The sequence below is a fragment of the Actinomadura sp. NPDC048021 genome (genome assembly GCF_040653135.1).
GTDB classification, from domain to species: domain Bacteria; phylum Actinomycetota; class Actinomycetes; order Streptosporangiales; family Streptosporangiaceae; genus Spirillospora; species Spirillospora verrucosospora.
Map to the genome: position 1 here is coordinate 68,764 of NZ_JBEZJQ010000034.1, position 26,372 is coordinate 95,135.

General features: G+C 70.4%; 24 protein-coding genes. 12 read left to right on the forward strand and 12 right to left on the reverse strand.

Annotation, left to right across the window (positions count from 1 at the left end):
* Positions 1-347 precede the first annotated feature (347 nt).
* Complete coding sequence (locus AB0C87_RS38040; protein WP_360581623.1) at positions 348-1,109, forward strand: hypothetical protein; 762 nt, start codon at positions 348-350, stop codon at positions 1,107-1,109.
* 197 nt (positions 1,110-1,306) lie between these two features.
* On the opposite strand, the gene AB0C87_RS38045 is transcribed toward AB0C87_RS38040, so the two are convergent.
* On the reverse strand, positions 1,307-2,128 hold the full coding sequence (locus AB0C87_RS38045) for a YceI family protein (protein ID WP_345178274.1): 822 nt from the start codon (positions 2,126-2,128) through the stop codon (positions 1,307-1,309).
* 70 nt (positions 2,129-2,198) lie between these two features.
* On the reverse strand, positions 2,199-4,775 hold the full coding sequence (locus AB0C87_RS38050) for an MFS transporter (RefSeq protein WP_345178468.1): 2,577 nt from the start codon (positions 4,773-4,775) through the stop codon (positions 2,199-2,201).
* A gap of 135 nt (positions 4,776-4,910) precedes the next feature.
* Between AB0C87_RS38050 and AB0C87_RS38055 the strand changes: the two genes are divergently transcribed.
* The 3 genes from AB0C87_RS38055 to AB0C87_RS38065 all read left to right on the forward strand — a co-directional run bounded on the left by AB0C87_RS38055 (position 4,911) and on the right by AB0C87_RS38065 (position 8,922).
* Positions 4,911-5,531 carry a TetR family transcriptional regulator gene (locus tag AB0C87_RS38055; RefSeq protein WP_345178271.1) on the forward strand — a complete coding sequence of 207 codons (621 nt, stop codon included), beginning with the start codon at positions 4,911-4,913 and terminating at the stop codon, positions 5,529-5,531.
* Between the two features lie 89 nt (positions 5,532-5,620).
* A complete protein-coding gene (locus tag AB0C87_RS38060) occupies positions 5,621-8,095 on the forward strand; it encodes an alpha/beta fold hydrolase (protein WP_345178270.1) in 2,475 nt (824 codons plus the stop codon).
* Positions 8,092-8,922, forward strand: coding sequence for an ABC transporter permease subunit (locus AB0C87_RS38065; RefSeq protein ID WP_360347815.1), 831 nt, complete (start codon positions 8,092-8,094; stop codon positions 8,920-8,922). The genes AB0C87_RS38060 and AB0C87_RS38065 overlap by 4 nt, the downstream gene beginning before the upstream one ends.
* 1,321 nt (positions 8,923-10,243) lie before the next feature.
* Here the strand turns inward: AB0C87_RS38065 and AB0C87_RS38070 are convergent.
* From AB0C87_RS38070 to AB0C87_RS38080, 3 genes are all read right to left on the reverse strand, one after another.
* The gene (locus AB0C87_RS38070) at positions 10,244-10,450 is read right to left on the reverse strand and encodes a DUF397 domain-containing protein (RefSeq protein ID WP_353831467.1); all 207 of its coding nucleotides are present in this window, start codon (positions 10,448-10,450) and stop codon (positions 10,244-10,246) included.
* Between the two features lie 270 nt (positions 10,451-10,720).
* Entirely contained in the window at positions 10,721-11,572 is an 852-nt protein-coding gene (locus AB0C87_RS38075) for a helix-turn-helix transcriptional regulator (protein WP_345178264.1), read from the reverse strand.
* Positions 11,573-12,012: 440 nt separating this feature from the next.
* Entirely contained in the window at positions 12,013-12,570 is a 558-nt protein-coding gene (locus AB0C87_RS38080) for a DUF2716 domain-containing protein (RefSeq protein ID WP_360581624.1), read from the reverse strand.
* 95 nt (positions 12,571-12,665) lie between these two features.
* On the opposite strand from AB0C87_RS38080, the gene AB0C87_RS38085 reads away from it, so the two are divergent.
* The gene (locus AB0C87_RS38085; RefSeq protein ID WP_360581636.1) at positions 12,666-13,304 is read left to right on the forward strand and encodes a Type 1 glutamine amidotransferase-like domain-containing protein; all 639 of its coding nucleotides are present in this window, start codon (positions 12,666-12,668) and stop codon (positions 13,302-13,304) included.
* Between the two features lie 24 nt (positions 13,305-13,328).
* Here AB0C87_RS38085 and AB0C87_RS38090 read toward each other — a convergent pair whose 3' ends face one another.
* From AB0C87_RS38090 to AB0C87_RS38110, 5 genes are all read right to left on the reverse strand, one after another.
* A complete protein-coding gene (locus AB0C87_RS38090; protein ID WP_353831468.1) occupies positions 13,329-13,850 on the reverse strand; it encodes a flavoprotein in 522 nt (173 codons plus the stop codon).
* A 114-nt stretch (positions 13,851-13,964) separates the two neighbouring features.
* The gene (locus tag AB0C87_RS38095) at positions 13,965-14,096 is read right to left on the reverse strand and encodes a hypothetical protein (RefSeq protein ID WP_360581625.1); all 132 of its coding nucleotides are present in this window, start codon (positions 14,094-14,096) and stop codon (positions 13,965-13,967) included.
* A 245-nt stretch (positions 14,097-14,341) separates the two neighbouring features.
* Entirely contained in the window at positions 14,342-14,704 is a 363-nt protein-coding gene (locus AB0C87_RS38100) for a DUF2809 domain-containing protein (protein WP_360581626.1), read from the reverse strand.
* Between the two features lie 57 nt (positions 14,705-14,761).
* Positions 14,762-15,859, reverse strand: a complete 1,098-nt coding sequence (locus AB0C87_RS38105) for a hypothetical protein (RefSeq protein ID WP_360581627.1) — start codon at positions 15,857-15,859, stop codon at positions 14,762-14,764.
* A gap of 381 nt (positions 15,860-16,240) precedes the next feature.
* The gene (locus AB0C87_RS38110) at positions 16,241-16,972 is read right to left on the reverse strand and encodes an SDR family oxidoreductase (protein WP_360581628.1); all 732 of its coding nucleotides are present in this window, start codon (positions 16,970-16,972) and stop codon (positions 16,241-16,243) included.
* Between the two features lie 95 nt (positions 16,973-17,067).
* On the opposite strand from AB0C87_RS38110, the gene AB0C87_RS38115 reads away from it, so the two are divergent.
* Complete coding sequence (locus tag AB0C87_RS38115) at positions 17,068-17,898, forward strand: LysR family transcriptional regulator (protein WP_345178250.1); 831 nt, start codon at positions 17,068-17,070, stop codon at positions 17,896-17,898.
* Positions 17,899-18,089: 191 nt separating this feature from the next.
* Here AB0C87_RS38115 and AB0C87_RS38120 read toward each other — a convergent pair whose 3' ends face one another.
* Positions 18,090-18,383, reverse strand: a complete 294-nt coding sequence (locus tag AB0C87_RS38120) for a helix-turn-helix domain-containing protein (RefSeq protein ID WP_353831472.1) — start codon at positions 18,381-18,383, stop codon at positions 18,090-18,092.
* Positions 18,376-18,738, reverse strand: a complete 363-nt coding sequence (locus AB0C87_RS38125) for a type II toxin-antitoxin system RelE/ParE family toxin (protein WP_360581629.1) — start codon at positions 18,736-18,738, stop codon at positions 18,376-18,378. The genes AB0C87_RS38120 and AB0C87_RS38125 overlap by 8 nt, the downstream gene beginning before the upstream one ends.
* Before the next feature lie 228 nt (positions 18,739-18,966).
* Here AB0C87_RS38125 and rarD point away from each other — a divergent pair, with 228 nt between their 5' ends.
* From rarD to AB0C87_RS38155, 6 genes are all read left to right on the forward strand, one after another.
* Entirely contained in the window at positions 18,967-19,857 is an 891-nt protein-coding gene (gene rarD, locus AB0C87_RS38130; RefSeq protein WP_360581630.1) for an EamA family transporter RarD, read from the forward strand.
* A 38-nt stretch (positions 19,858-19,895) separates the two neighbouring features.
* Positions 19,896-20,255, forward strand: a complete 360-nt coding sequence (locus tag AB0C87_RS38135; protein WP_360581631.1) for a hypothetical protein — start codon at positions 19,896-19,898, stop codon at positions 20,253-20,255.
* 380 nt (positions 20,256-20,635) lie between these two features.
* On the forward strand, positions 20,636-22,006 hold the full coding sequence (locus tag AB0C87_RS38140) for a cytochrome P450 (RefSeq protein ID WP_345178245.1): 1,371 nt from the start codon (positions 20,636-20,638) through the stop codon (positions 22,004-22,006).
* Complete coding sequence (locus AB0C87_RS38145; RefSeq protein ID WP_360581632.1) at positions 22,003-22,923, forward strand: terpene synthase family protein; 921 nt, start codon at positions 22,003-22,005, stop codon at positions 22,921-22,923. Before AB0C87_RS38140 ends, AB0C87_RS38145 begins: the two co-directional genes overlap by 4 nt.
* The gene (locus tag AB0C87_RS38150; RefSeq protein ID WP_360581633.1) at positions 22,920-24,674 is read left to right on the forward strand and encodes a prenyltransferase/squalene oxidase repeat-containing protein; all 1,755 of its coding nucleotides are present in this window, start codon (positions 22,920-22,922) and stop codon (positions 24,672-24,674) included. The genes AB0C87_RS38145 and AB0C87_RS38150 overlap by 4 nt, the downstream gene beginning before the upstream one ends.
* Before the next feature lie 208 nt (positions 24,675-24,882).
* Positions 24,883-26,372: nitrate- and nitrite sensing domain-containing protein (locus tag AB0C87_RS38155; protein ID WP_360581634.1), on the forward strand; the 1,490-nt coding region annotated here is incomplete at its 3' end.

A 26,372-nucleotide genomic window follows, 5' to 3' on the forward strand; every position in this document is an offset into this window, starting at 1 on the left:
CGTGCCGGTCGGCCGGCGATCCGCGGCGGTCTTCCGGGCGGGAGGCCGTGCGCGGCGGCGTCCTCGCCTGACAGACTGAGGAGATCACGAACCGGGAGGTGACGATGCGGGTCATACCGCGCCTGAACAAGGGTCGTCAGCGGGATGAGGAACCCGCACCGGTCCCGGCGCCTCCCGCCCCGTCCCCAGAACCCGCGGCTCCGGACCCGAGCCTGAAATGGCCGTCGCCGCCACCACCGGTCCTCCCCGAAGACGCCGCCGCGACGACGCAGCCCCAACCGACGACCGCCCGGCCCCCTGCCCCCGCCCCGCCCGAGGACACCGCGCCCACCGCGGACACCCGTCCCATGAATACCGGGTTCGAGCCGGGCCGCGACCCCGCTGAGGCGCTGGGGCAGGAGAGCCTCCGGGACGCAGAGCCGCGCTCCCAGGCCACGACGGCCGTTCTGCCCGCGGCCACGCGCCCCCTGGGCACGGAGGCCGAGAGGCGGCGGGCGCGGGCCGCCCAGCGGCAGCGGGAGGCCGCGGAGATGAAGCGGAGCCGGGCGGCGCGGCGGCAGGGCCGCCCGTACCGGGAGGCCGCGCCCGCGAGGGCCGCCGACCAGCACCGGTCGGCGATGCTGGTCATGGTGCTCACACTGGGACTGCTGATCGCGGCCGTCGCGGTGACCGGCGGGATGATCGCGTCCTCGATGCGGACGCGCCCGGTGACGCTGGCCGCCCCGCTGCACATCTACCCCGTCGCGCAGGTGCTGCCAGGGCCGTGCCCCGCCGGGACGCAGGGCATCACCGGACAGGCCGCCACCGGGGTGACCTGCTACCGGCTCACCCAGGGGATCGCGATCCACAAGGTCGCCGACCTGCGCGTGCAGAAGTCGCGGGTGAAGCCCGGCGGATACGACGTGGCGCTCACGCTGCGCCCCGGCGACCGCCGCGCGTTCGCCGAGCTGACCCGGGCGACGGTCGGCCGCGACCTGGCCTTCGTCGTCCGCGACCGCCTCGTCACCCTGCCGCGCGTCGACATGGCCATCACCGACGGAAAGGTCGTCGTCACCGGCTCCCCCGACCGCCCCTCGGCCAACGCCCTGGTCCGCCAGCTGCGTTCTTGATTGCTTTTTCTCCTCCTTCGGGCCTTCGGCCCTCCATCGTCGAAAAAGCGGGCGATCGCTGGCATCGCTCCGGCTCGCCTGGCGGCTCGCTGCGCGATCAGATTCTTGCTTCGCTCGAATCTGCCTTCGGACGCGATCGCCACACTGAGGTTGTCGTGTGGTTGCGGTGGGGGCTGAGGTCGTTGGACGGCCCGTTCTTACGGCAGGTCTTCGCCTTGGACGGCTTGGATCTCCAGTTCGACCTTGAGGCTCTCGCCGACGAGGGAGATGCCCGCTTCCAGGATCTGGTTGAAGCGGATGCCGAAGTCGGTGCGGGGCAGATCGGCGGTCGCGCGGAACGCGGCGCGGAGGCCGCCCCACGGGTCGGAGCCCATGCCGAGATAGATCATGTCGAGGTCGACCGGCTGGGTGATGCCGTTGAGGGTGAGGCGGCCGTGCACCGTCCAGCGGTCGGGTCCGGCGCCGGTCAGCCCGTCGCCCTCGTAGGTGAGGACGGGATGGACGTCGGCGTTCAGGAAGTCGGCCGAGCGCAGGTGGTCGTCGCGCATCTTGTTGCCGGTCTCGATGGACGCCGCCTCGATGCGCGCCGTGACGCGGGACTCCTCGACCGGCTCGGCGATCTCGATGCGTCCCTCGAAGGCGGCGAACCGGCCGCGGACGCTCGACAGGCCGATGTGCTGGGCGACAGCGCCGATGTTGGAGTGCGCCGGGTCGATCGTCCAGACGCCGGGCGGCGGGAGCTCGGTGCCGCCCGCCCGGCCGAGGACGATCCTGCCGATGTCGGCGCTTCCGGCGCTGGACACGATCATCGTGGCGGCGGCCGGCTGGAAGCCCATGGCCGTCACGATCACCGTGTAGGTGCCGGGGGGCAGCGGGCCGGCGGCGAGCACGCCGTCCTCGCCGGTCTGCTCGCGCGCGACCTGGTCGCCCGCCAGGTTCGTGACCGTGACGATGGCGTGCCGCACCGCCCAGCCGTCCTTCGTCCGCACCGTTCCGCGCAGACCTCGGTTAGCGTCCATCAACGACCCGCACTCCAGGTTCCGTGTCTCGTGGCCGCCGCCTGCGGGCGGCCCGGCTCGCTCGTGCCCGTCACTCGTCCGGGTAGCCGAGCTTGAGGTCGTGGTCGTCCAGCCCGCTGCCGGAAAGCGACAGGCCGGTCGCGACCGGAGGATATCCGGACGCGATCACCGTGTACTGGCCACCGGTGAGGTCGGTGAAGGCGTACTCGCCGTCCGGTCCCGTGATGACCATCGCGACGACGTTGCCGGCGGCGTCGACGAGCGTGACCCGCGCCTCCCCGACCGGCTCGCCCGACTCGTTGCGGACCGTTCCGCGGATGCGGGCGCCGGGCGGCATCTCCACGTCCAGCCGCGTCTGGCCGTTGCCGGTCACCTCCACCGGCATCGCGACCGGGCGGTGCGCGGCGGCGCTGACGGCGAGCGTGTAGGCGCCGGCCACGAGGTCCTTGAACGTGTAGCGGCCGTCGGCGTCGGTGCGGCCGGTGCCGACGACGTCGCCGCGCACGTCGGTGACGACGACCATCGCGTTCACGATGGGGGTGCCGTCGGCGCTGCGGACCGTTCCGGCGAGGCCGCCGCTGCCGGCCAGCAGCAGGTCGAACTCGACCGGCCGGTCGCCGACGACGAGGGTCGCGGCCTGCGGCTCGTGCCCGCCGGTGGCGGCGATCAGCACGTAGCTGCCGGGGCCCGGCGTCGGCAGCGCGTACCGCCCGTCCTCCCGCGTGATCGCGCGGGCGAGCTGGTGGCCGTCGACACCGATGAGGGTGAGGGCGGCGGACGGGACGGGCTCGCCTTCGCGGGTCCGCACCACGCCGCGGACGGGGACGCCGCCGCCGTTGGCGTCCTGCTCGATCTGCTGGGCGAGGAGCTTCGCCTGGGCCGCCAGCTCCGCGGCGGCCGGGGTCTCCGACGCCTGGGCGGGCGGGGCCGCGGCGACGGTGGCGAAGCGGCCGTCGTCCGGGTAGCCGTTGTCGCGTGCGTGCCTGCCGGCGCCGACCGCGCCGACCGCCCCGGTCCGCACCACCGCGGACGGCGGGCGCACGACGCCGCTCTCCGCCGGGACGTCGGTCGCGGGCGCCTCGGACGGCGGCGCGTCCTTGCCGCGGTGCGCCGAGCCGCGCAGGGGGAGCTCCTTCAGCGCCAGCATCGCGAGGAAGCCCACCAGGGCGATGGGGATGCCGACGAGGAAGACGCTCTGCAGCGAGTCGGTGAAGGCGTCCTGGATGATGCCCCTGATCTGCGGATCAAGCTTGCTGATCTCCTCCGGGGAGCCGAGGTCGGTCGCGCCGCCGCCGGCCGGCACGGGGATGCCCGCCGCGCGGAAGCCGCTGGTGATCTCCTCCGCGACCCGGTTGGTGAGGATCGCGCCGAACGCGGCCACGCCCATCGCGCCGCCGAGGTTGCGGAAGAACGAGACGCCGGACGTCGTCGAGGCGAGGTCGGCGGGCGCGGCGGCGTTCTGCGCGGCCAGGATGAGGATCTGCAGGCTGAGGCCCATGCCGACGCCGAGGACGGCGAGGTCGGCGCCGACGATGACCTTGGGCGAGTCGGTGTGCAGCAGCGACAGCAGGTACAGCCCGCCGGCGACGCACAGCAGCCCGACCACCGGGAAGATCTTGTAGCGGCCCGTCCGGGTGACGACCTGGCCGGAGCCGGTGGAGGTGATCAGCATCCCGACGACCAGCGGCAGCGTCATCAGGCCGGACGTCGTGGGGCTCATCCCCTTGACGATCTGCAGGTACTGCGGCATGTAGATCATCACGCCGAACATCGCCATGCCGACGCAGACGGAGACGAACGAGGTCAGCAGGAAGGTGGGGTTGCGGAACAGCCGGGGCGGCAGGATCGGGTCACGCGCGACGCGTTCGGCGACGACCGCGAGGACGAGCAGCAGGGCGGCGACGCCGAGCAGGGCGTAGGTCCACCGGGAGTTCCACTCGAACTCGATCCCGCCCATGGACAGCACCAGCATCAGCACGGCGGCGCTGCCGGTGATGGTGAACGCCCCGAACACGTCGATGCGGGTGTCGCGCCGCACCTTCGGCAGCTTGAGCACCTTCTGGATGACGAGGAAGGCGACGATGGCGAGCGGCACGCACACGTAGAAGCACCAGCGCCAGCCGAGGCTGTCGGCGTCGACGATGAACCCGCCGAGCAGCGGCCCCGCGACCGTCGAGACGCCGAACACCGCCCCCATGAACCCGGCGTAGCGGCCGCGCTGCCGGGGCTCGACGACGTCCCCGAGGATGACCTGGGCCAGCGCCGACAGGCCGCCGACGCCGAGGCCCTGGAACGCGCGGGCGGCGATCAGCTGGCCGATGTTCTGCGACAGCCCCGCCCCCACCGAGGCGGCCACGAAGATGACCAGGGCGGTCTGGAACATGAGCTTGCGGCCGGCGATGTCCGACAGCTTGCCCCACAGGGGCGTGGACGCGGTCATGGTCAGCAGGGACGCGCTCGCGACCCAGGACAGCTTGTCCTGGCCGCCGAGGTCGCCGACGATCGTCGGCAGCGCCGTGGCGACCACCGACGTCGAGATCATCGACGTCAGCATCGCCATCATCAGACCGGCGAGGATCTCCAGGATCTGTCGGTGCGTGTACTGCGGTCTCGCTTGCTCTGGCGCCGCCGGGCCGTGCGACGCCACGCTCGCCTGAGCCACATTGCCCCCACAACTCAGATGAATTACCTGTGTTTTGCATGTATCTTATGTAGACGCATGTTTACTTGCAACTCAGGACATAATGGACACCGACTGTAACGGCGACCGGGGGCTGGCGGAATGCAGGTCGGGGAACAGATCGGAAAACAGGCCGCGGGCGCGGCGGCGCGGGGGCGCAAGCGCGACCGGGAGGCCACCCGGCGCCGCATCCTGGACGCCGCCCGCGACCTGTTCGGCGAGCACGGCTACGACGGCGTCACCGTCCGCATGATCGCCGGGCACGCCGAGGCGAACACGGCGCTGGTCCACCGGTACTTCGGCTCCAAGGCGGCGCTGTTCGGCGAGGTCCTGGCCGGGGAGTCGGTGATCCGCGGCGTCATCGCGGGCGACCCCGGGGGGCTGCCGCGCCGGCTCGCCGAGCACTTCGTCCGGCAGGTCGACCAGCGCTCGGTCACCGCCATGTCCCGGATGCTGGACCGGTCGGCGGGCCACCCCGAGGTCAAGGAGATCCTGCTCCGCTACCTGGAGGACGTGATCGTCGAGCCGATGGTGGCGCAGCTCCAGGGGCCCGACGCGCGGGCGCGGGCGCTGCTCGCGTCCACGATCATCATGGGCGGCGGGCCGGTGCGGCGCCTGGTCGGCCTCGGCGACCTGCGCGCCGCCGACCCCGCCGACCTCACCGACCGCCTCACCGCCATGTTCACCGCGGCCCTCGCCCCCTCCGTCCACCGCGAGACGTAGCACCCCGGGGCCGCGTACCCCGGCGGGAGCAGGCGGGATCGCCTTCAGGGCGGAGCGGACGGCCGCGAGGCGCGCATAGGGTTCTGCTCATGGGGCGGGCGGGCGCTGTCAGGGCGCGGTGGGACAGGACGGGACGGCCCGCGCGCTGGGCGTCGGCGGCGGTCGCCGTGGCGCTCGCCGGCGGGGCTGCGGCCTGGGGCGCGACGGCCGGCGGCGAGGCCCGCGTCCAGGCGTCCGAGCAGCGCGTCACCGTCGTCGACGGGCCGAACGACGACCAGCGCGTCACGCTCGACACGACGTTCTACAAGCCGGTCGGACGGGCCAGGGGCCCTGCGGTCCTGCTGGGCCACGGCTTCGGCGGCAGCAAGCGGGACGTCGCCGGCGAGGCCCGCGACCTCTCCCGCGCCGGGTACGCGGTGCTGGCCTGGTCGGCGCGCGGGTTCGGGCGCTCGACCGGCGAGATCGCCCTCAACTCGCCCGACTACGAGGTGAAGGACGCCCGGCAGCTGATCGACTGGCTGGCCCGGCGGCCGGAGGTCCGGCTCGACGGCCCCGGCGACCCGCGCGTCGGGATGGCGGGCCAGTCCTACGGCGGCGCGATCGCGCTGATGACCGCCGCCTACGACCGGCGGGTCGACGCCATCGCACCGCAGATCACCTGGAACAGCCTCCCCGACGCGCTCTTCCCCGACGCCGCCTCTGGCGCCAAGCCGACGGACGGCGTCTTCAAGAAGCTGTGGGCGGGGCTGTTCTTCACGGACAGCGCGAACCGGACGGCGTGCGGGCGTTTCCTGCCGTCCGTGTGCGAGATGTACCAGGAGGTGGCGGAGAAGGGCCGTGCCACCGAGTCGGCGATCACGATGCTGCACCGGTCGAGCCCCGCATCCGTCGCCGACCGGATCCGGGTGCCGACGCTGCTCGTCCAGGGCCAGTCCGACTCGCTGTTCCCACTCGACCAGGCCGACGCCAACGCGCAGGCGATCGCGCGGAACGGCGCGCCGGTGTCGGTGGTGTGGTTCCAGGGCGGGCACGACGGCGGCGACCCGGAGACCGAACGGGTCGAGGGGCTCGTGCGCGACTTCTTCGACGCCCGCCTCATGCGGTCGTCCGCGCCCTCCCCGGACGGTTTCACCGTGACGCGGGCAGGCGGGCTCGACTCCTCCACCCAGGCGGTCGTCGTCGACGAGGCGTCGACGCCGCGGTATCCGGGGCTTTCGGGTGACGCGTCGCGCCTGCCGCTGGCCGGGGCCGAGCAGACGATCTTCAATCCGGCGGGCGGGTCGCCCGCCTCGATCTCGGCCCTGCCGGGGCTGGGAGCGCTCGGATCCCTGGGCGGGTCGCTGGGAGGCTCGCTGGGCGGGCAGCTGCCATCGGACATGCCCGGGCAGACCGCCACCTTCGAGACGCGCCCGCTGGACCGTCCGCTGTGGCTGACGGGCGCCGCGACCGTGCGCCTGAAGGTCACCGGCGACGGTCCCCTGTTCGCGAAGCTCTACGACGTCTCGCCGGGCGGAGGCGCCGCTCCGGCGCGACGGCTGGCCGCGCCGTTCCGGGTGTCCGGCGGCGAGGTCACGGTGACGCTCCCGGCGATGGACTACCGCTTCGACCGCGGGCACCGGCTCCGCCTGGTCGTCGCCACCACCGACATGGGGTTCGCGACGCCCGCGAAGCCGTCGTCGTACAAGGTGCAGGTGGTGTCGCCGCTGACCGTCCCGTCCGTCCCGTCGTTGAAGGCCGCGCCGGCGCCTCTGCCCGTCTGGGTGTGGGCTCTGCCTGTCGCTGCCGTCGCTCTGGCGCTCGCCATACTTCTCCCTGGACGCCGTAGGCGCGGCGCCGAAACGGACAGCGACGTGCCCCTGGAGATAGCGGGGCTGACGAAGGCGTACAAGAACGGGCACCTCGCCGTCTCCGACCTGTCGTTCCGGGTGGAGAAGGGGCAGGTGCTCGGTCTCCTGGGGCCGAACGGCGCGGGAAAGACGACGACACTGCGCATGCTGATGGGCCTCATCCACCCAGACTCCGGCTCGATCCGCATCTTCGGGCACCGCGTGTACCCGGGCGCACCCGTGCTGTCCCGCCTTGGTTCCTTCGTGGAGGGGCCTGGGTTCCTGCCCCACCTCTCCGGTCGCGACAACCTGGACCTCTACTGGCGCGCCACCGGGCGTCCCTTGGACGAGGCCCACCTGGACGAGGCGTTGCAGATAGCCAACCTGGGTTCGGCGCTCGACCGGGCCGTCCGCACGTACTCGCAGGGGATGCGGCAGCGTCTCGCCATCGCGCAGGCCATGCTCGGCCTGCCGGACCTCCTCGTCCTGGACGAGCCCACCAACGGCCTCGATCCGCCCCAGATCCGCGAGATGCGGGAGGTGCTCGTCCGGTACGCGGCGGCCGGGCGGACGGTCATCGTCTCCAGCCACCTGCTCGCCGAGGTGGAGCAGACCTGCACGCACGCCGTCGTCATGGCGGGCGGCCGCCGCGTCGCCGCCGGCCCGGTCGCCGAGATCACCGGATCCGGCCGCCGCCTGGAGGACGCGTTCCTGGAGATCATCGGGGAGGGTTCATGACCGCCTACCACGTCCGGCGCACCCTTCCGCTGCGGGTCGAGGCCGTCCGCCAGTTCCGGCGCCGCCGCACGCTGGTCGCCTTCGCGTTCCTGCTCGTGCTGCCGTGGGTGCTGGTCGCCGCGTTCAAGATCGGCGGGGATCCGGGGCCGGACGGCGTCCCCAGCCTGGTCGACGTCGCCACGTCGTCCGCGCTGAACTTCGCCCTCTTCGCCCTGTTCGTCTCCACCGGTTTCCTGCTGGTGGTCGCGGTCGCCCTGTTCTGCGGCGACACGGTGGCGAGCGAGGCGGGCTGGTCGTCCCTGCGCTACCTGCTCGCCGCGCCCGTGCCCCGCGCCCGGCTGCTGCGCCAGAAACTGATCGTCGCCCTCTCCTACGCGGTCGTCGCGGTCGTCAGCCTGCCGCTGATGTCGCTGGTCGCGGGGACGGCCGGATTCGGCTGGGGCGACGTCGAGCTCCCGACCGGCGGCACCGTCCCGGTGAGCACCGCCCTCGGCCGCATGGCGATCATCATCGGCTACTCCCTCGTGGCGCAGCTCGTCGTCGCCGCCCTGGCGTTCCTGCTCTCGGTGACGACCGACTCCCCCCTCGGCGCGGTCGGCGGCGCGGTCGGGCTCGTCATCGTCAGCAACATTCTGGACGCCGTCACCGCCCTCGGCTCCTGGCGCGACTTCCTCCCGACGCACTGGATGTACTCCTGGATGGACGCGCTTCAGCCCGAGATCCAGTGGGCGGGCATGGCCAAGGGCGCCGCCCTCTCCCTCTCCTACGCCGCCGTCCTGCTCGCGCTGGCCTTCCGCCGCTTCCGGACACGCGACATCGTCTCCTGATCCCGCCCACGCTCCGCGTTCCTCCGGACGCGAACCGTGGATCACAACCCCCCGAAAATCGGTCGAACCTGCAGTTCAGGTGGCATAAGCTCGGCGAACCTCGACCGGCGCGACCGCGTCATACGAGGCAACGGCCCGATCCCCGGGTTTTAAAGGCAGCCCGGCGGGGGGAGATGATCACCATGGCACGGCAGCAGCTCGTCAAGCGCCCCAGGCCCCCACGTCAACCGAGCCCACCCGACCTGCGGACCCCTTCGGGCCGCCTCCTGCCGTACTGACCCCACCGGGAGAGCCTCGCAGGGAGCCTCTCCCGCTCGACGACGGTCCGTTCGAGGCCGCCACGCCCTCGCCGTGGCGGCTCCGGTCGGCGCGAGCGGTTTGGGCGCCGCCGCCACGTCCCACCGACCCCACAAGCGCATCGCGTACGCCTCGTGCGCGGGCGTCACGCTCACCTTGGTCGCCCCAACGAGGGTCGGCAGACTGCCACCTGGCAGTTCGATAGGTTACTTTGCGCCAGTAGCCAGATCACCATGCTGCACGCCATGTGCATCAACGCAGGTCAGCGGTCGGGTGCCCGGAGAGGCGGTCCGGGCGGGAAGCTACCGGCAAAGTGCCATGTTGCTAACCGACCTATGTTTCTCTGCACAGAGCATCACGCATCGGGCAGAATCGAACCGACGGCGGTTTCGAGGACGGCAGATGATGCTTCGACGACCCTGGTCCACCGGCGGAACGCGGCTCGTGTACCGCCTGCTCCTCGCCGTGGACCTGGAGAAGTACAGTCACCTGGACGCGCAGCGGCAACTCGCCGCCCAGAAGGACCTCCGCAGGCTGCTCAACGGCTGCGCGAGAAGGACCGGCCTGCGCACCAACGACTGGTACCGCCAGCCCGGCGGGGACGGGGAACTCGTCGTCATGCCCGCCGACGTCGACATCCCCCACGTCGTGGGCGCCTTCACGTCCGACCTCGAATGCGCGCTCGCCGAGCTCAACAGGGGGCGGGCCACCCGCCTGCGCATGCGGCTCGCCCTCCACCACGGCACCGTGATCGACGGGCCGCTCGGCCCGGCCGGCGACGCCCCCGTCGTGGTCTCCCGGTTACTGGACTCCGCGCCGCTGCGCGAGCACCTCACCGAGCACCAGGACCGCGACCTCGCCCTGGTGGTGTCCGACACCCTGTACAAGGACGTCGTGGGCAGCGGCTTCTGCGCCCTGAAGCCCACGGACTTCTCCCGGCTGGAAGTAGTGATCCAGCGGCTACATCCACCACGACAGGCTGCAGCCGCGAGAGCTCCCCCTCCCGGCGCCCGCCGCATGACGATCAGTCCGTCCCGTCGCCGTACCGCCTGCGTATGGAGCGCCGAAGAAGCAGCCACTCCACGCTCGAAATCGTCAGGACGGCGCTCAGGCGATCCGTGGAATCCCGCATCAGAACGGATTCCCCGTCACAAGCGATCTCGACGCAGTTGCCTCCACCGCTGCGACTGCTCTTTCTCCAGACCACCCGCGATCGTTTCGTCCTGTCCACACTGGCCCCTTCCAACCGCCGGCCTTCACGGCGCGGCTGTCAGAATTCCGGGGCACAACCTTGGAGGCGTCCTCGCAGGCCAATCAGGATGCGAACGGCGACCTTCTGTTCGGGCGAACGTCCTCACGCTCGGCCATGCCCTTCGGCGCACGATCCCAGGCACACCACAGTCCTGTGTCGTGCTCTGTCAATGTGAGAGTGTAAGTGTTCACCGAAGATCAAGCCATAGGTGGATCACTCGCCCCGCGCCGCTGCCGGCGTCGAGGAGCCTCAGAGCGATTCCGCGACCGTGTTGAGCAGCACGGCCGAGCCTTCCGGACCAAGCGAAATACGGCGCAGCACCTCGAACTTCTCGCGATAGCGGACGATGTCCTCGCGATAGTCGCGACCGATCAGTTCACCCTGCGCGCCTTCCAGATACAGCACGTCGTCGTCTTCGGCTTCGACGAACTCAAGGAGCTTGAACGGCCCGCTCAGCCCCGGATGGGCGCCCCGGTCGAGCGGAACGATCTCGATGGTCACGTTGGGCCGCTTCGCCATCTCCAGCAGGTGCGACAACTGGGCGCGCATCACCGCGGCGCCTCCGACCAGCCGACGGATCGCCGCCTCGTCGATGACGAAGTAGAACCTGGGGGGCGCGTCCCCCTCGAAGATCTCCTGCCTGCGCAGGCGCACCTCGACCAGTTCGCTGATCTGCTCGGGAGCGTCCTCGCCGCGCAGGTTCGAGAGGATCTCCTTGGCATAGGCGCTGATCTGCAGGAGGCCCGGAACGAGCAGAGGATCGAACTCGCGGCAGGCGCCGGCGGCCGACTCGAAGCCGATGAGCTCCGCCATCTGCGGGCTGAGGACCCTGCGATAAGCGCTCCACCAGGCCGTTTCACGGGCCGCGCGCGCCAGCCCCAGAAACTCGTCGTACCGTTCCGCCGGCACTCCATACTGCTGCAACATGACGCGGACGTCGCTCACCGCGACCCGGACCATCCCGCCTTCAATGCGGATGATTTTCGAAAGCGACCATTCCAGGGCCTTCGCCGCCTGCTCCTGCGTCAGCTCGGCGGCCTCACGGGCCCTGCGGAGCTCTACCCGAAGGCGTCGCTGGTGAACAGTCGGACTGTCCGGCATGCCCTACACCTTCCACTTCTCTGCCAGAAGGCAGAGTGCAACCTTTCAAAGCGCCTAGGTCGCAAAGACTAGTGCACCACCAACCGCATGTGGTCGGTTCACGCCCGAGGATTTGCCCAACCTCGACGACTCAGCGTCCCCAAAAGAACACAAACCGCCACACACGACCTGTCCAATACCCACACTGCCAAGGAGCCGCAATCCAGGCTCCAGCGACTCACCAGCATCCCTGACCCGCTGTCGTGACCCGCCGGGTACCGAGAACCTCGCTATAGGGTTCGAAAGCACCCACCGGAGGGTCACAGTCCAGGCGACGCTCTGTCGTCTGCAGAGAAAGAAGCCGATGAGCGCGGCAACCGACGTCGACGCCTTGCGGCGCATGATGGCTTCAGCCGCTACGCGTGGGGAATGGCGCTGCGCTGACCCCCGGCGCCGACTCCTCAGAGCCCATTGCGACGGAGGACGCTGCTCAGGACGCCGGTGTTCCGCGCCTCGACAGCCTCCAAGAGTCGTTCACCGTAGGCGCAGAGGCTGGCCTCCCACGGATGTCCGAACGTCCCGAACGAGAGATCCTGCGACAGGAAGATGTAGTAGTCGTCGTCAGGAAAGACGGGGACGACCCAGGAGTTGTAGTCCTCCGGCTCGCTCAGGCGGTGCGGCCAGAAGCGGTAGCTAGGGTGCGTCCAGTCCATGACGTAGAGCCACTCGTCCCGATCGACGCAAGCCTTGAAGGCTTCATGGAACAGGACGTTGACGTCGCCAGGCTCAACGGCGAGGTACCAGTGCCACTCTGAGAGAGTAGGACGTTCCCGGGCAAGATCCCACGTCACCGACGGGGAAGGCTCCAGGATGCCCCTCCGCGGATCCGGCCGGCCAGAGGGACGAAACGACGTCAACTCCTCGAAGGCACGCCAGGCCCCATCCTGATCCGAATCGGAGAGCCGGACCCATGCCGGCAAGTCTTCCGCCATCATCCCTCCAGAGGTCCGGCTGGACATTCTCACCCAACCTCGGCGCCCAGGCATCTCCCCTAAGAGAGGAGACGCGCAGGACGCTCGCCCGGGTAGGGGCGTCCTAGGGTTCTCGGGTGCGCATGTATCTGTCCTCCTGGCGGACCGGACAGCATCCGGAACGGATGCTGCGACTGCTGGAGAGTCCCGCCGGGGCCCGGACGGCGGTGATCGCAAACGCCGTCGACGCCCTGCCCGGCACCGAGCGCCGAGCCGCGGTCGAGCAAGAGATCCACGCTCTGACCGCCCTCGGCCTCCGACCTGTCGAAGTCGATCTGCGGACGTACTTCGACCAGGACCCAAGCCGCGTCGCTGCCGCGCTCCGAGGTTTCCCTCTCCTCTGGGTCCGCGGAGGCAACGTGTTCGTCCTCCGTCACGCTCTGGCGAAGAGTGGCGCCGACCGCGCCATAACCGAGCTCCTGCAACAGGACGCTGTCGTCTATGCGGGTTACAGCGCCGGCGCCTGCGTCCTGGCCCCAGACCTACACGGGCTGGAGCGATGCGACAGTCCCCAGGCTGTGCACAGCGCCTATGGCGCACCGGCCCGCTTCGACGGCCTGGCCGTCCTCGACTACGTCGTGGTGCCGCACATCGACTCCCCCGGACATCCCGAGACCGAGATCCTAGGAGCTGTCGCTGACCACTACCGCTCCCAGGGCATCGCCCACCACACGCTGCGCGATGGCGAGGCCATCGTGATCGACTCCCCCACTGGCGACTGACCAATCCCTGCGGACATAGGCAGCTCAGCCGTCGAGGATGCCGTTCAACTCGGTGAGGATGTCCTGCCAACTCGGCATGCGCGCATGTGAAGGGGCGGCCGGGGCGAAAAGGATGTGCGCGCCCATCGAGCGGAGGGCGTCCAGGTTCCGCCCGAAGGCCACGTGGGTGGCCAGTTCCGCCTTGACCTGCGGGACCGCGAGTATCGGCACGCCCATGCCGAGGTGCTCGCACAGCATGCCGACCGCGACCGTGTCCGTGATGCCGAGCGCCCATTTGTTGATCGTGTTGAACGTGGCCGGAGCCACCACGATCGCGTCCGCGGGAGGCAGCCCGTTCGACGTCTCGTGCGGCTGCCGGAAGTCGGTCCGCACCGGCCCGCCGGTCAGGGCCGCGAGCCGGTCCATGTCCAGGAACTTGGCCCCCATGGGGGTCGCGATCACCCGGACATGCCAGCCCGCGCCTTGGGCCAGCCGCACGAAAGCCTCCAGATCGGACGCCGCACCAGCCCCGCACACGACCACGTAGAGCACCTTCGCCGAGGTCATCGACCTGCCTCCCCCCCTGCGCGTGTTCTCTGCGGACCAGCAATGAGCATGGCATCCGTCCTGACCCGCTCGGAATCGGCCCCAAGCACAGCCCGCAGGTAGCTCAGCCACAGATCACGCGCGAATGCCGCCGCTGGCGCCGTTGACGATCAGGCTTGAGATGCCGCCCGCGAAGCACAACTGCCCGAGGCAGAAAGCCGCGATACCTGCCCTGCGGGCAAGCTGCCGGCCAGTGACGGGGCTCATAAGGGAGTCTCCTTTGCACGCGCTCTGAAACGCTTTTCTCTTGCGACCGTCCGAGCGCGCGCTGCTGTGACAACGCAGCGGCAAGGGCCGTCCTTGCGACGCCTCGTCGCTCAGGGCCGAGCAGGGCGTCCAGACCGAGCGACAGCCGACACGGAATTGCCGCAACCACCCCGCCGGAACGAAAGGCTCGGCTAAAGCTCGACGGACGTCGGCTCTGCTCGAGAATGTGCGCGGGCCCGAAAAAACTAGTGCGCGGCGACCAAAGGAACAACGCCGACGGGATACCAGGCGACATCAACCGGGTCGAACCGGCCTCCTAGCAGCTGGCGCACGATCCAGCCGCGTTGGGAAAGCGCCTCCGGTACAGGCGTGAGCTGTGCGAACTCAATGAGCCAGCAATAGGCGATCGCAGCAGCGCCGGCAGCCAGTGGGGAGATCGACGGCCTTATGAAGATCACTATCGTGTAGACGATGGCGGCGGACAGCGCGGCGCCTGAGTACTGCTCGACGGGCCCGTCCAGCGCGGCCCGGATCGCGTAGGCCGCGCCCGCGAAACCGACCGCCGTGACCACCATCAGCGGCCGGATCCACCGCGCTGCGAGCGACATCGCGCGATCATACTGACTGAGCGGACTGGAAGGACCTGGACCCGGGCGGCCGCGTGGTCAGCGTCTGCGCTCTATGAAAGGGGCGCCGGCGAGGGAACTAGGCAGGCCGGTCGACCAGATCGAGCGCGTTCCCGGTACTCGGGCCAGGTCACGGATCCAGACGGCGGTGCCAGGGCGTCCCGCGCCGCTTTCGGTGGTCCAGCTACCGCCGCTGTAGTGCAGGTAGCTCTTGTCGTCGTCGACCGTGCTCACCGAGACCCAGGCGCCCTGGTCACCATCGCTGGCGAGCGTGGGGAAGTGATAGGCGAACGGGGACGCGGGGATCGTCGTCGACGTCCAGCTCTCGCCGTCCCAGTGCATGAGCTCGGGAGCCGCATAGCTGGTGTTGGCACGGTAGGCCCAGACGCTCGTGGCCGAGACGGGCGCGATCTTCGCGATGTAGGTCTGCTCCTTGGACGGGTACCGAATCGTGCTCCACTTGGTGCCGTTCCATTGCAGCATGGCCTCAGTCGGACCGGCCCCCGGGATGTCGCAGGTGCAGGCGATCCAGATGTCCTTCGCCGACCGGACGGCGACGGTGGAGGCACTGACCATCGGCACCGGAGTCTTCCGGCGCACCCATCGTCCGTTCTGGAAACGCAGGGCGACGGCCTTCTTCGCCTGCAAGTCGTACCCGACCGACCAGGCCGGTCCACCGGGCGCCGCCGAGACGATCTGCAGATACGTGGGCAGGGGTGACGGCATGGTGGGCCGGACCCCGGCCGGGTAACCGACCCTGCGCCAAGCGGTGCCGTTCCAATGCAGTGCCGGCGAGCCGCGCTCGTTCAGGTAGATGCCCCAGGCGTTCCGCGGTCCGGCGGTGGCGAGGTCGACGACCTGGCCCGTGCCCGGCGGCAGCTCCTGGCGCTGCCACTGCCGACCATTCCAGGCGAGCATGACGGGTTTTCCACTCGACGACGCGTCCTCGATCCCGGCCGCCCACGCGGCCCGCGGCCCGGCCGCCGCTATCTCGGTCACCACCCCGAGACCGTCGAGAGTCGGAGTGGGCACCTTCTCCCATTCCGGGGCCGCCGCGGTGGCGGCGGATGGCATGAGCAGCAGGCCGGAGAAGGCGGCGGTCCAAGCGGTGACGCGAAGAACTCGATGTCCAGCCATGCAGACTCCCGGGGCGGTCCGGCGGCAGACCCCCCAAGATCTCGCCGCCGTCTACTGGCAAGCTTCGAGACCTACCTATCCCAAGATCACCCAAGCCAAACAGACATGTCCGTTCATATGACCGATGCGGGCCACCCGCTTGACCGCACGATCCTCCAACGGCTCGAGTACCAGCACAGGAGAAGCTGAGGGTGATGGCAGTGCAGCCCGGGCACGCCACCAGCACAGGGTGCGGGGATCCTCCAGCCAGGAAATTGTCCGATCGGCAGCAGTTTCAAATGCTTGGCCCACTGAAATGCCGTTTTCGACGACCAGGGCGAGAGTCCCGGGTGCCTGTGTTCAGAAAACTCAGCGTGATGGAGGGCCAGTGTGGTCGACGAGTTACCAGGGCACCACGCCGGCGTCTTCGAAGAAGGAGCCGGTCGGGCCGTTGTCAGGCAGGGTGGCCAGGTGGATGGCTATGGCGGCGCCTTGTTGGGCGGTGCGGATGCCGCGGAAGCCGTTGAGATCGGTCGCGCAGTAGCCGGGGCAGGCGGCGTTGATCAGGATGTTGGTGTCGTGCAGTTCCTTGGCGTACTGGAGGGTCACGGCGTTGAGGAAGGTCTTGGAGGGCGCGTAGGCGGCGGAGATCGGGCCTACGGCCTCCACGCCGGACTGAGAACTCTGGCGGGTGAGAGACCCGACGCTGCTGGACATGTTCACGATTCGCGGTGCGGCGGACCGCCTGAGCAGCGGCAGCATGGCGTTGGTGACGCGGATGACGCCGATCACGTTGGTCTCCACGACCGTTCGCATGGTCGCGGGGTCGACGGTCGTGGGCGTCTGTGGCATCCCACCGGTCACCCCGGCATTGTTGACCAGCACGTCGAGCCTTCCGAAACGCTCGGAGAGCAGGGAGGCCGCGGCGGTGACGCTCTCGTCGGAGGTCACGTCCAGGGGTACCGCGAACGCGTCGACCCCCTCGGCGCGGAGTTTCTCGACGGCCGCCGAGAGCCGCTCCGGGGACCTGGCCGCCACGCCGACGGTGTGGCCGAGGGCGCCGAGCCCGACGGCGATCTCGTATCCGATTCCCTTGTTGGCACCGGTGATCAGTGTGATCGTCTGTTCGCTCATACCCGAAATCCTGGCCGTACGGCCGGGAGCACTCCAACACCGCTTGGGTAGCGTTCGATACCTCGCGGGTATTGATCCCCCGGTACGGTGAGAGCATGGAGACGCGAGAGTTGCGGTACTTCGTCGCCGTCGCCGAGGAACTCCATTTCGGCCGCGCCGCCGAGCGCCTCGGGATCGCCCAGCCGCCCCTCTCGCGGGCGATCAAGCAGCTGGAACGCCGCCTGGGCGTTCGGCTTCTCGAACGCACCAGCCGTACCGTCGGACTCACCGAGGCCGGAAAGGTCCTGCTCAGAGAGGGCCGGGCTGCCCTCGACGCGGTCGACGCCGCCGGCCGCCGCACCCGCCGCGCCGCCGCCACGGAGCCGAAACTGGTGCTCGTCACCAAGGCCGGGGCGTCGGGTGAGCTGCTGCCGAAACTCCTGGACGCCTACGCCGCCGAGCCCGGCGCGGTCGCCGTCGAGGTCCTGCTGTGCGGAATCGGAGAGCAGGAGCGGCTGCTCCGCGACGGCCGGGCCGACGTGGGACTGCTGCACAGGCCGTTCGACTCGACGACCGGCCTGGACACCGAGGAGCTGAGCACCGAGGGCCAGATCCTGGTCCTGCCGAAAGACCATCCCCTCGAAGGCCGTACGGACCTGCGCATGGCCGACATCGCCGACCTCCCGCTGCCACGCTGGCCGCACTTCGACGGCGGCTACCCCGACGGCCCGGGACCCGAGGTGCACGACCACGCCCAGCTCCTGCAGCTGATCGCGCTGGGCAGGGCGGTGGCTCTACTGCCGGAGACCGCCCGGAGCCATCTCCGCCGCGACCTGGCCTTCGTGCCGATCCTGGACGCGCCGACCGTCACCACCGTGATCGCCTGGCCGCCGCACAGCCGGTCCCTGGCCCTCGCCGGACTGATCCAGACGGCCACCCGCCTCTAGAGCGCAGGCGGCGGCAACCGTTCAACCATGCCACCGTGCGCCCTACGCCCCGGCCTGGCGGAGGAGTCGTTATCGGCATGGAGCTCTAGATGAGGGTGCGCACCACCGCGAGCATCGCAATACACCGGCAGCCGTTCGGATTCTTGTGCAGGTACTGCTGGTGGTACCCGTCTCTGCACATGGTCGCCGTCTTAGGCGGCCGGACTCCGCAGTTTGACGACGAGTTCGACACCGAGAGCTCGGGCCAGGCGTTCGAGGACCGCCAGTGTCGGGACGGTGCCGCCGGCTTCGAACCGGGCCACGGCCGACTGGGTCATCTCCGCCCCCCTGGCCAGTTCGCTCTGACTCCAGCCACGCTCCTCACGAAGTGCCCGAACACTCCGCCCCAGTTCATAGGCCAAGCGAGCAACGTCGTACGCCTCGGCAGCACCAGGTTCGGACATGCGGCGCTCGCGCAGCGCACTCCAGTCCGCCCGATCACCCATCGACCTCACCTTCCTCAGCCTCCGCCGAGTGCGCCTCGGCCACGCACAGCCGCAGCGCCCTTCGAGCGCGCTCCACCTCTCGATCTTCTCGCATGCGCGTCTTGTGGAACACCGTGAGCAGAACGATTCGTCTGCCAGAAGCGATCCAGTAGGTCACACGTACGGCCTGGGCGTCGAGGTGGAAACGCAACTCCCTCAACTTGCCATCAAGCTGTCGCGTGTACGGCTCCCCAAGCAGCACTCCCTCATCAGCGAGCAAGTCGATGTAGAACGCCGCCGTAGCGAAATGCGCGGTCGGTAGACCTTCCAACCACTCCCGCACCTCCGGCTCAAGCTCCACAGTACCCCAGGCCATAGCATCGATGCTATGACCTGGGAGGCGGCGAATCTGGACTTTGCAGAAGCTGGAGCGACCAGCGCTACTCGGCGGGGGCTACGCCGACCGGGCAGGAGAGGCCCGTGCCGCCGGTCCCGCAGTAGCCGCCAGCCACGTCGAGGATCTCGTGGTGGGGGTCAGGCCGCTGGTTCCGCTCGTCAGGAGCGTTGTTCCTTTTGGTTAATTACCTGCTGATATGTTGCCTCGGTGAAGCGGGGAGTGGTGTGCGGGGTCGCGGCGTACGTGCTGTGGGGGCTGTTCCCGCTCTACTGGCCGCTGCTGAAGCCGGCGGGGGCCGGCGAGATCCTCGCGCACCGGATCATGTGGTCGCTGGTCGCGGTGGTCGCGGTGCTGGCCGTGCGGCGGAGCCGGGGGTGGCTGCGGACGCTGGGATGGCGGCGGGGCGTGCTGCTGACGCTGGCGGCGCTGGTGATCAGCGTCAACTGGGGAACGTACATCTACGCCGTCAACACCGGGCACACGATCGAGTCCGCGCTCGGGTACTTCATCAACCCGCTGATCAGCGTGCTGTTCGGCGTGGTGATCTTCCGGGAGCGGCTGCGGCCGTGGCAGTGGGCGGCGGTCGGGATGGGGATGGCCGCGGTGGTCGCGCTGACCGTCGACTACGGGCGGCCGCCCTGGATCGCGCTGGTGCTGGCGTCCGCATTCGCGGTGTACGGGCTGCTGAAGAAGTTCGCCGACATGCCCTCGGCGGAGAGCCTGGCGGTCGAGACGGCGGTGACGTTCCTGCCGGCGCTGGGGTTCGTGCTGCTGCTGGAGGGACGGGGCGAGGCGACCTTCGGGCATCACGGGGCGGGGCACGCGGTGCTGCTGGCCGGGGCCGGGATCGTGACGGCCGTGCCGTTGATGCTCTTCAACGCGGCGGCCGTCAGGCTGCCGCTGAGCGTCATCGGCATGCTGCAGTACCTGGCGCCGGTGCTGCAGTTCGCCATCGGGCTTTTCGTGCAGCACGAGGAGATGCCGCCGAGCCGGTGGGCGGGGTTCCTGCTGGTCTGGCTCGCCCTGGTGACGCTCACGTGGGACGGGGTGGCCACCGGACGAAGGGAAGCGGTGCCCCAAACCGGGCCAAGGGGCTAAAGTGCCGGACGTCACACCCCCGAGCGAGGGAGTCGTCGTTGCGTCTGCTCAGCGTCACCGTGTTGGGAACAGCGCTCGTCGCGGCGGGCATGCTGGCTCCGGCGACGGGGCGGGCGACGGCGCACGGGGACGGTCCGGTCTCGGTGGAGCCCGCCGCCGCGCGGCCCGGTGAGCGGATCCGGCTTTCGGTGCCGGGATGCAGGGGCACGGTGGCCGCCACTTCCGAAGCGTTCGCCGGGCGGGCCGTGGACCACTCGACCGTCGTGAGGCGCGACGCGGCGCCCGGCAGCTACCCCGTGGTGGTCCGCTGCGGATCACGCAGAGTGACCGGCAAGGTCAGAGTGGCGGGGCGAGTGGCGTGGCCCGATCTGGTCCCGATCGACCACGGGGCACAGTAATTCGGTATAAACCGGAAGAGAGCTCCATTTAGCGGGCGTCACTCTCCGTGTTCTCACGCGCCGGCGAAAGTCCTTTTCGCGGGCCTCTTCTGCGTGCCTGTAAGGCCGACTCGGACAATGAGACAACACAGCGGGCAAGTGATAAGGGTCACGTCGGAAAGGTTGAGATTTCTACCGGGCGAAGCCTTGCCGTTGTTAATTGATCATGTGATACTCCCACAGAAAGCTACATAACACCGCAACCTTCCCACAAAGCCCGAATCACTCATTCACGGCATCCCACCGCGAGGGGCGCCGTGCGTCCCGGGCGCCCCCATGCCCCCGGAACGGCCAACCGCGAGCACTGGTACTCCAACTCAACATCGAGGGGCAGTCGGTAAATGTCCGTTGACGTCGGCGCCGTCCCAGTCCAGAAGGCGAAGAACTTCCCCCTTTACCGCACGGTCGCCGGCTTCGTCCGCGACCCACTTCGCCAGCTGGAGCGGATCAGCACGGAGGGGGACGGCCGGCTCATCCGGCTCGACCTCGGTGCGTCCCACCCCTACCTGGTCACCCATCCCGACCACATCCAGCAGGTCCTGCGGCGCGAGTCGGAGATCTTCCAGCGGGACGGGGTGTTCTGGAGGCCGCTGCGCGAGCTGATGGGCGACAGCATCCTGTCCGAGGGCGCCGAGTGGGAGCACAGCAAGCGGGTGCTGCAGCCGGTCTTCACCACCCGCAACGTCAACCGGCTCACCGGGCTGATGGCGGATGCGATCAACGACGCCGTCGGCAAGCTGGAGGAGCCCGCCCGCGCGGGACGGCCGATCGACGTGCTGCCGGAGATGAGCCGGATCGTCAACGAGACCGTGATCAAGGTCCTGTTCGGCGACAAGATCTCCCCGGTCGAGGCCAACCAGCTGATCCCGACGTTCGACCAGATCGCGACGTCGATCTCGGTCCGCTTCCTGCTGCCGTTCCTGCCGCGCGTGCTCCCGATGCCGGGCGACCGGGCGTTCAAGGACGCCGTGCAGGTGATGGACGAGGTCCTGTTCGAGCTGGTGGCGCGCTACCGGGACGATCCGGGCGACGGCAGCGACATCTTCACCGCGCTCTGCCAGGCCCGGACCGAGGACGGCGCCCCGCCGGACGACAAGTGGATCCGCGACAACCTGCTCGCGATGTTCGCGACCAGCACCGAGACCACGACGCTGGCGCTGACCTGGCTGTGGCCGCTGCTGCACGACCACCCGGTGGTCCTGGACCGGCTGGTCGAGGAGATCGAGGGAGTGGTGGGCGCCGAGCCCGTCCGCCCGGACCATCTTCCGAGGCTGCCGTACGTGTCGCAGGTCGTCCAGGAGCTGCTGCGCCTGTACCCGGTGGGCTGGATGTTCCCGCGCATGGCGACCGCGCCGACGATCCTCGGCGGCGTGCACATCGAGCCGGGCGACCCGGTGCTCATCAGCCCGTTCCTCACGCACCGGCTGGCGTCGGTGTGGGAGCGCCCGCTGGAGTTCGACCCGGAGCGGTTCACGCCGGAGAACTCGCGCAGGCGGCACCGCTACGCCTACTTCCCCTTCGGCGGGGGCCCGCACCAGTGCATCGGCCGGCACGTGTTCGACGTCGAGGCGCGGATGATCCTGACGAGCATCCTGAGCCGGTTCCGCCCGGCCCTGTCCGACGCGATCCCCGCCATGCCGCGCATCGGCGCGACGCTGCGGCCGCGGGAGTCGATGGAGATGACGCTGACCCCGGTCGGGCGGAACGCGTGACGGCGGCGGAAAAGGCGCCTCCGCGTCCCGGCGGCCCCGCGGCGCCCGACGCCCTGCAGGGCGCGCGGCACGACGGCGCCGTCATGGCGCAGGCCGTGAAGTGCGCCCGCGACCTGGCGAAATGCGCGGAGACCTATCCGGACCTGTTCGACGTCAAGCCGATCGACGAGACCCTGTTCAACGCCGTCGCCTGCGCGAACGCGTTCGGGTCGCCGTGGCTCACCGCGTCCGGGATCCGGATGGCGGCGCGCACCTCGCTGTGGATCTTCGGCCTGGACTGGCTGGTGGACCATGTCGCGACGTCCCGGGACGAGGTGGACGACATCAACCAGCGCTGCCTCGCCGTCGCGGAGGGGGCGCCGCCGACGCCGGGCGACGGGCTCACCCGGTTCCTCGCCGACATCCGGGACGAGGCGGCCGGGGCGCCCGCCTTCGCGGCGCTGCGCGACGACTGGCTGGCGCAACTGGCGCGGCTGCTGCACGCCGGGGCCCGCGAGCTGACGTGGAAGTCGGTCGACGTGGCCTCGTGGCCGACGTTCGACGAGTACCTGGACAACGCCGACAACTACGGCTCGGCCTGGGTCAACATCTCGCACTGGATCGTGCACGCCGACCAGGGCGTCCTCGACCACATCGGCGAGCTGCAGGCCGCGAGCCGGGACGTCCAGCAGGTGCTGCGGCTGCTCAACGACCTCGCCACCTACGAGCGGGACGTCACCTGGGGTGACCTGAACGCGCAGATGCTCGGGGTGGAACGTGCCCAGATCACCGCGCGGATCGACGAGATCGTGGCCCGCTGCCGCGAGCGCGTCGGGCCGCTGCGGGACGACTGCCCCGAGGCGGTGGCCTACCTCGAACGGCAGATCGGCTTCAGTACGGGCTTCTACGGGCTGAGCGACTACTGGGGGTCGCTGTGACCGTCGAGGAGGCGGGCCCGGAGACGGCCGAGGCCGCCGATCCCGACCCCGACGATCTTTACGCGGCCGCCGCCGCGCTGGTGGACGATCTCGTCCGCCACCCGTGGGGGCGGTCGTCCCCGTCGGTCTACGAGACCGGGCGGCTGGTGGGCCTCGCCCCCTGGCTGACCGGACATGCCGCAAGGATCCGGTTCCTTCTCGACACGCAGCGGCCCGACGGCGGCTGGGGGCCGCCCGACCCGGGCTACGCGCTCGTCCCGAGCCTGAGCGCGACCGAGGCGCTGCTCTCCGTGCTCGCCCCGGAGGGCGGGCGCTGGCCCGCCGGCGTCTCCGTCGCCGAGGTGGTCCGCGGCGCCGGACGCGCCCTGCGGTCCCTCGCGCGGCGGCTCGCCGGCGCCGCCGCGGCCGACTTCCCGGACATGCCGGCCATCGAGCACATCACCCCGGCCCTCATCGAGGCGATCAACGGGCACCTCGACCGGCTCCGCGACGACCCCGCCCTCGCCGCCTGGTGGACGGGCGGACGGCTGGCCCCGCCCGCCGGGATGGACGGGGCGTTCGTCGCCGCCGCCAAGGCCCACCTGGAGAACGGCGGCGCCGTGCCGCTGAAGGTCCAGCACGCCCTGGAGGTCGCGGGGGCGTCGGCGCGGCGGGCCGGTTCGGTCCGTCCCGTGCCGCTGCCGGAACCGGCGCGTGCCGTCCGCGAAGTCTCGGCGGCGGGCGAGCGGCGGCGGTTCGCGACCGTCGGCGCCTCCACCGCGGCCACCGCCGCGTGGCTCGGCGGTCCCGACGGCGACGGCCCTGGTGACGAGGCCGCGCGGCGCTATCTGGAGGCCGCCGCCGAGCAGCACGGCGGTCCCGTTTCCGTCGCCGTCCCGGTGACCAACTTCGAGCGCGGGTGGGTGCTGGGCTGGCTGGCCCGCACCGGACTCGCGCCGGCCGCCCCGCCGGAGTTGATCGCCCAGATGCGGGCGTCGCTCGGCGAGGACGGCGCGCCGGGCGGCACCGGCCTGCCCCCGGACGCCGACACCAGTTCCGGCGTGCTGTACGCGTTGTCGCTTCTCGGTGAACCGCACCCGCCCGACCTGCTGTGGAAGTACGAAACGAGCACGCATTTCTGTAGCTGGCCCGGAGAGAACGGACGGTCCGTCACGACGAACGCGCACGTGCTTGAGGCGTTCGGCCATTACCTGGAGTGCGGCGGCGCCGGCCCGGCCGGCCGTTACGCGGCGAGCGCGCGAAAAGCGGCGTCCTGGCTCGTCGGCGAGCAGTTGTCCGACGGCCGCTGGCAGGACAGGTGGCACGCTTCGCCGCTCTACGCGACCGCTTGCGCCGCCCTGGCGCTGGCCGAGTTCGGCGGCCCGGAATCGGCGGACGCGGTGAATCGGTCCGTCGCGTGGGTGCTGGGCGAGCAGCGCCCGGACGGTTCCTGGGGGCGCTGGTGCGGGACGGCCGAGGAGACGGCCTACGCCGTGCACATCCTGACGCTGGCCCGCCCGTCCGGCGGCGCCGCGCCCGACCCGGCGGTGCGGGAGGCGGCGGAGCGAGCGGTCCGGCGGGGCTGCGCCTACCTCAGGGCGGCCCTGCGGAGCACTGCGGGGAGCCTGACCGGCGGTCCGGGCGACGTTGACTCCGGCAAGCCGCCTCTCTGGCACGATAAAGACCTATATCGCCCAACGACCATCGTGCGGGCGGCGGTCCTGGGCGCCCTTCGTGTGGCACATCGTGACACGAGTGTTTCAGTGCGGTGAATTTCACCACCCTGTCCGAGGGTGACCTGGTTGTACGCCTGAGCCGGAAACCATTCACCTTGAGTGGGTTTGGTGGCGTTGGTAAGGTTCACCGGTGCCTTGCCGATCATCCGGCATAGCGCTACCCGCTCTCACCGCCACCAGTGTCTCGCAGCCGGGCCCAAGACCTCGCATTGCAGGCACCTTGACAATTGTTGGGGCGATCATAATGCGTTTCCGCAACTCACGGCTGCGGACCAAGATTGCGGCCCTGCTGGTCTCGCTGACCGCGCTGTGGGCCTTCGCCGCCTGGGTGACGTTGCGCGAGGGCGTGAACCTGCTCTTCGTGAGCACGCTGGACAGCGTCGTGGCCCCGAGCGACCCGCTGCTCGTCGAGCTCCAGCAGGAGCGCCGCCTCACCGTGACCATGCTCGCGTCCGGCCAGCGGCGGCCCGACCTGCTCGCCGCCCAGCGCGCCCGCACCGACAAGGAGCGGGCCATCGTCGTCGAGAAGGCCCGCAGCGGCTCGGTCCGCCGCGCCGCCGACGACGAGATGGACCAGCGGCTCGACGCGATGGTCCGGCTGCTCGGCCGGCTCGACGGCGACCGCCGCTCGATCGACGCCGGCGCCTTCGACCGCCGGCACATCATCGACGCCTACTCCGACACCATCGAGTCGATCTTCCACATGTACGACGGGACGACGACGCTCGACGACAAGGGGTTCACCTCCGACCTGCGCGCGGAGATCGCCGTCAACCGGTCCTGGGAGCTGCTGTCCCAGGAGGACGCGCTGGTCGCCGGCGTCCTCGCGTCCGGCCGGATCACCCCGGTCGACCAGATCGACATCGCCAAGGCCGTCGGCGCCCGGCGCCTCAACTACGAGCGCGCCCTGGTCGACCTCGAGGGCGCGGACCGGCAGGCCTGGGACGAGCTGAACGCCAACAAGCGCCTCACCACCGTCAGCGCCCTGGAGGACATGCTCCTCCAGCGGACGAAGGCGCAGCACCCCCGCATGACCGCCGAGCAGTGGCGCAACGCGACCGAGCCCGCGCTCGCCCAGATGCGCAAGTCCATCCAGGACGCCGGCGACCGGCTGGTGGAGCGCGCCACTCCCATCGCCGCCTGGGTCGTCATCCGGCTGCTGCTCGCCGGTGGCCTCGGCCTCCTCGCGGTCATCGCGTCCATCGTCGTGTCGATCACCACGGCGCGCGCGCTCGTCCGGCAGCTGGAACGGCTGCGCGGCGCCGCGTGGGAACTGGCCGAGCAGCGGCTGCCCGGCGTCGTCGAGCGGCTCGGGCACGGCGAGAAGGTGGACGTCGAGCTCGAGGCGCCGCCGCTGCGGTTCGGCACCGACGAGATCGGGCAGGTGGGCCGCGCGTTCAACGCCGTCCAGGAGACCGCGATCCGTACCGCCGTCGAGCAGGCGGAACTGCGCCGCGGCATCCGGGACGTCCTGCTGAGCCTGGCCCGCCGCACCCAGACGCTGGTGCACCGGCAGCTCACCATGCTGGACGCGATGGAGCGCCGCCGCGACATCGAGACCAAGGAGCTGGAGGAGCTGTTCCGGCTCGACCACCTCGCGACCCGCATGCGGCGCAACGCCGAGAACCTCATCGTGCTGTCCGGCGCCCTCCCGGCCCGCGGCTGGCGCAACGCCGTCCCGATGGTGGACGTCGTCCGCGCCGCCGTCGGCGAGGTCGAGGACTACACCCGCGT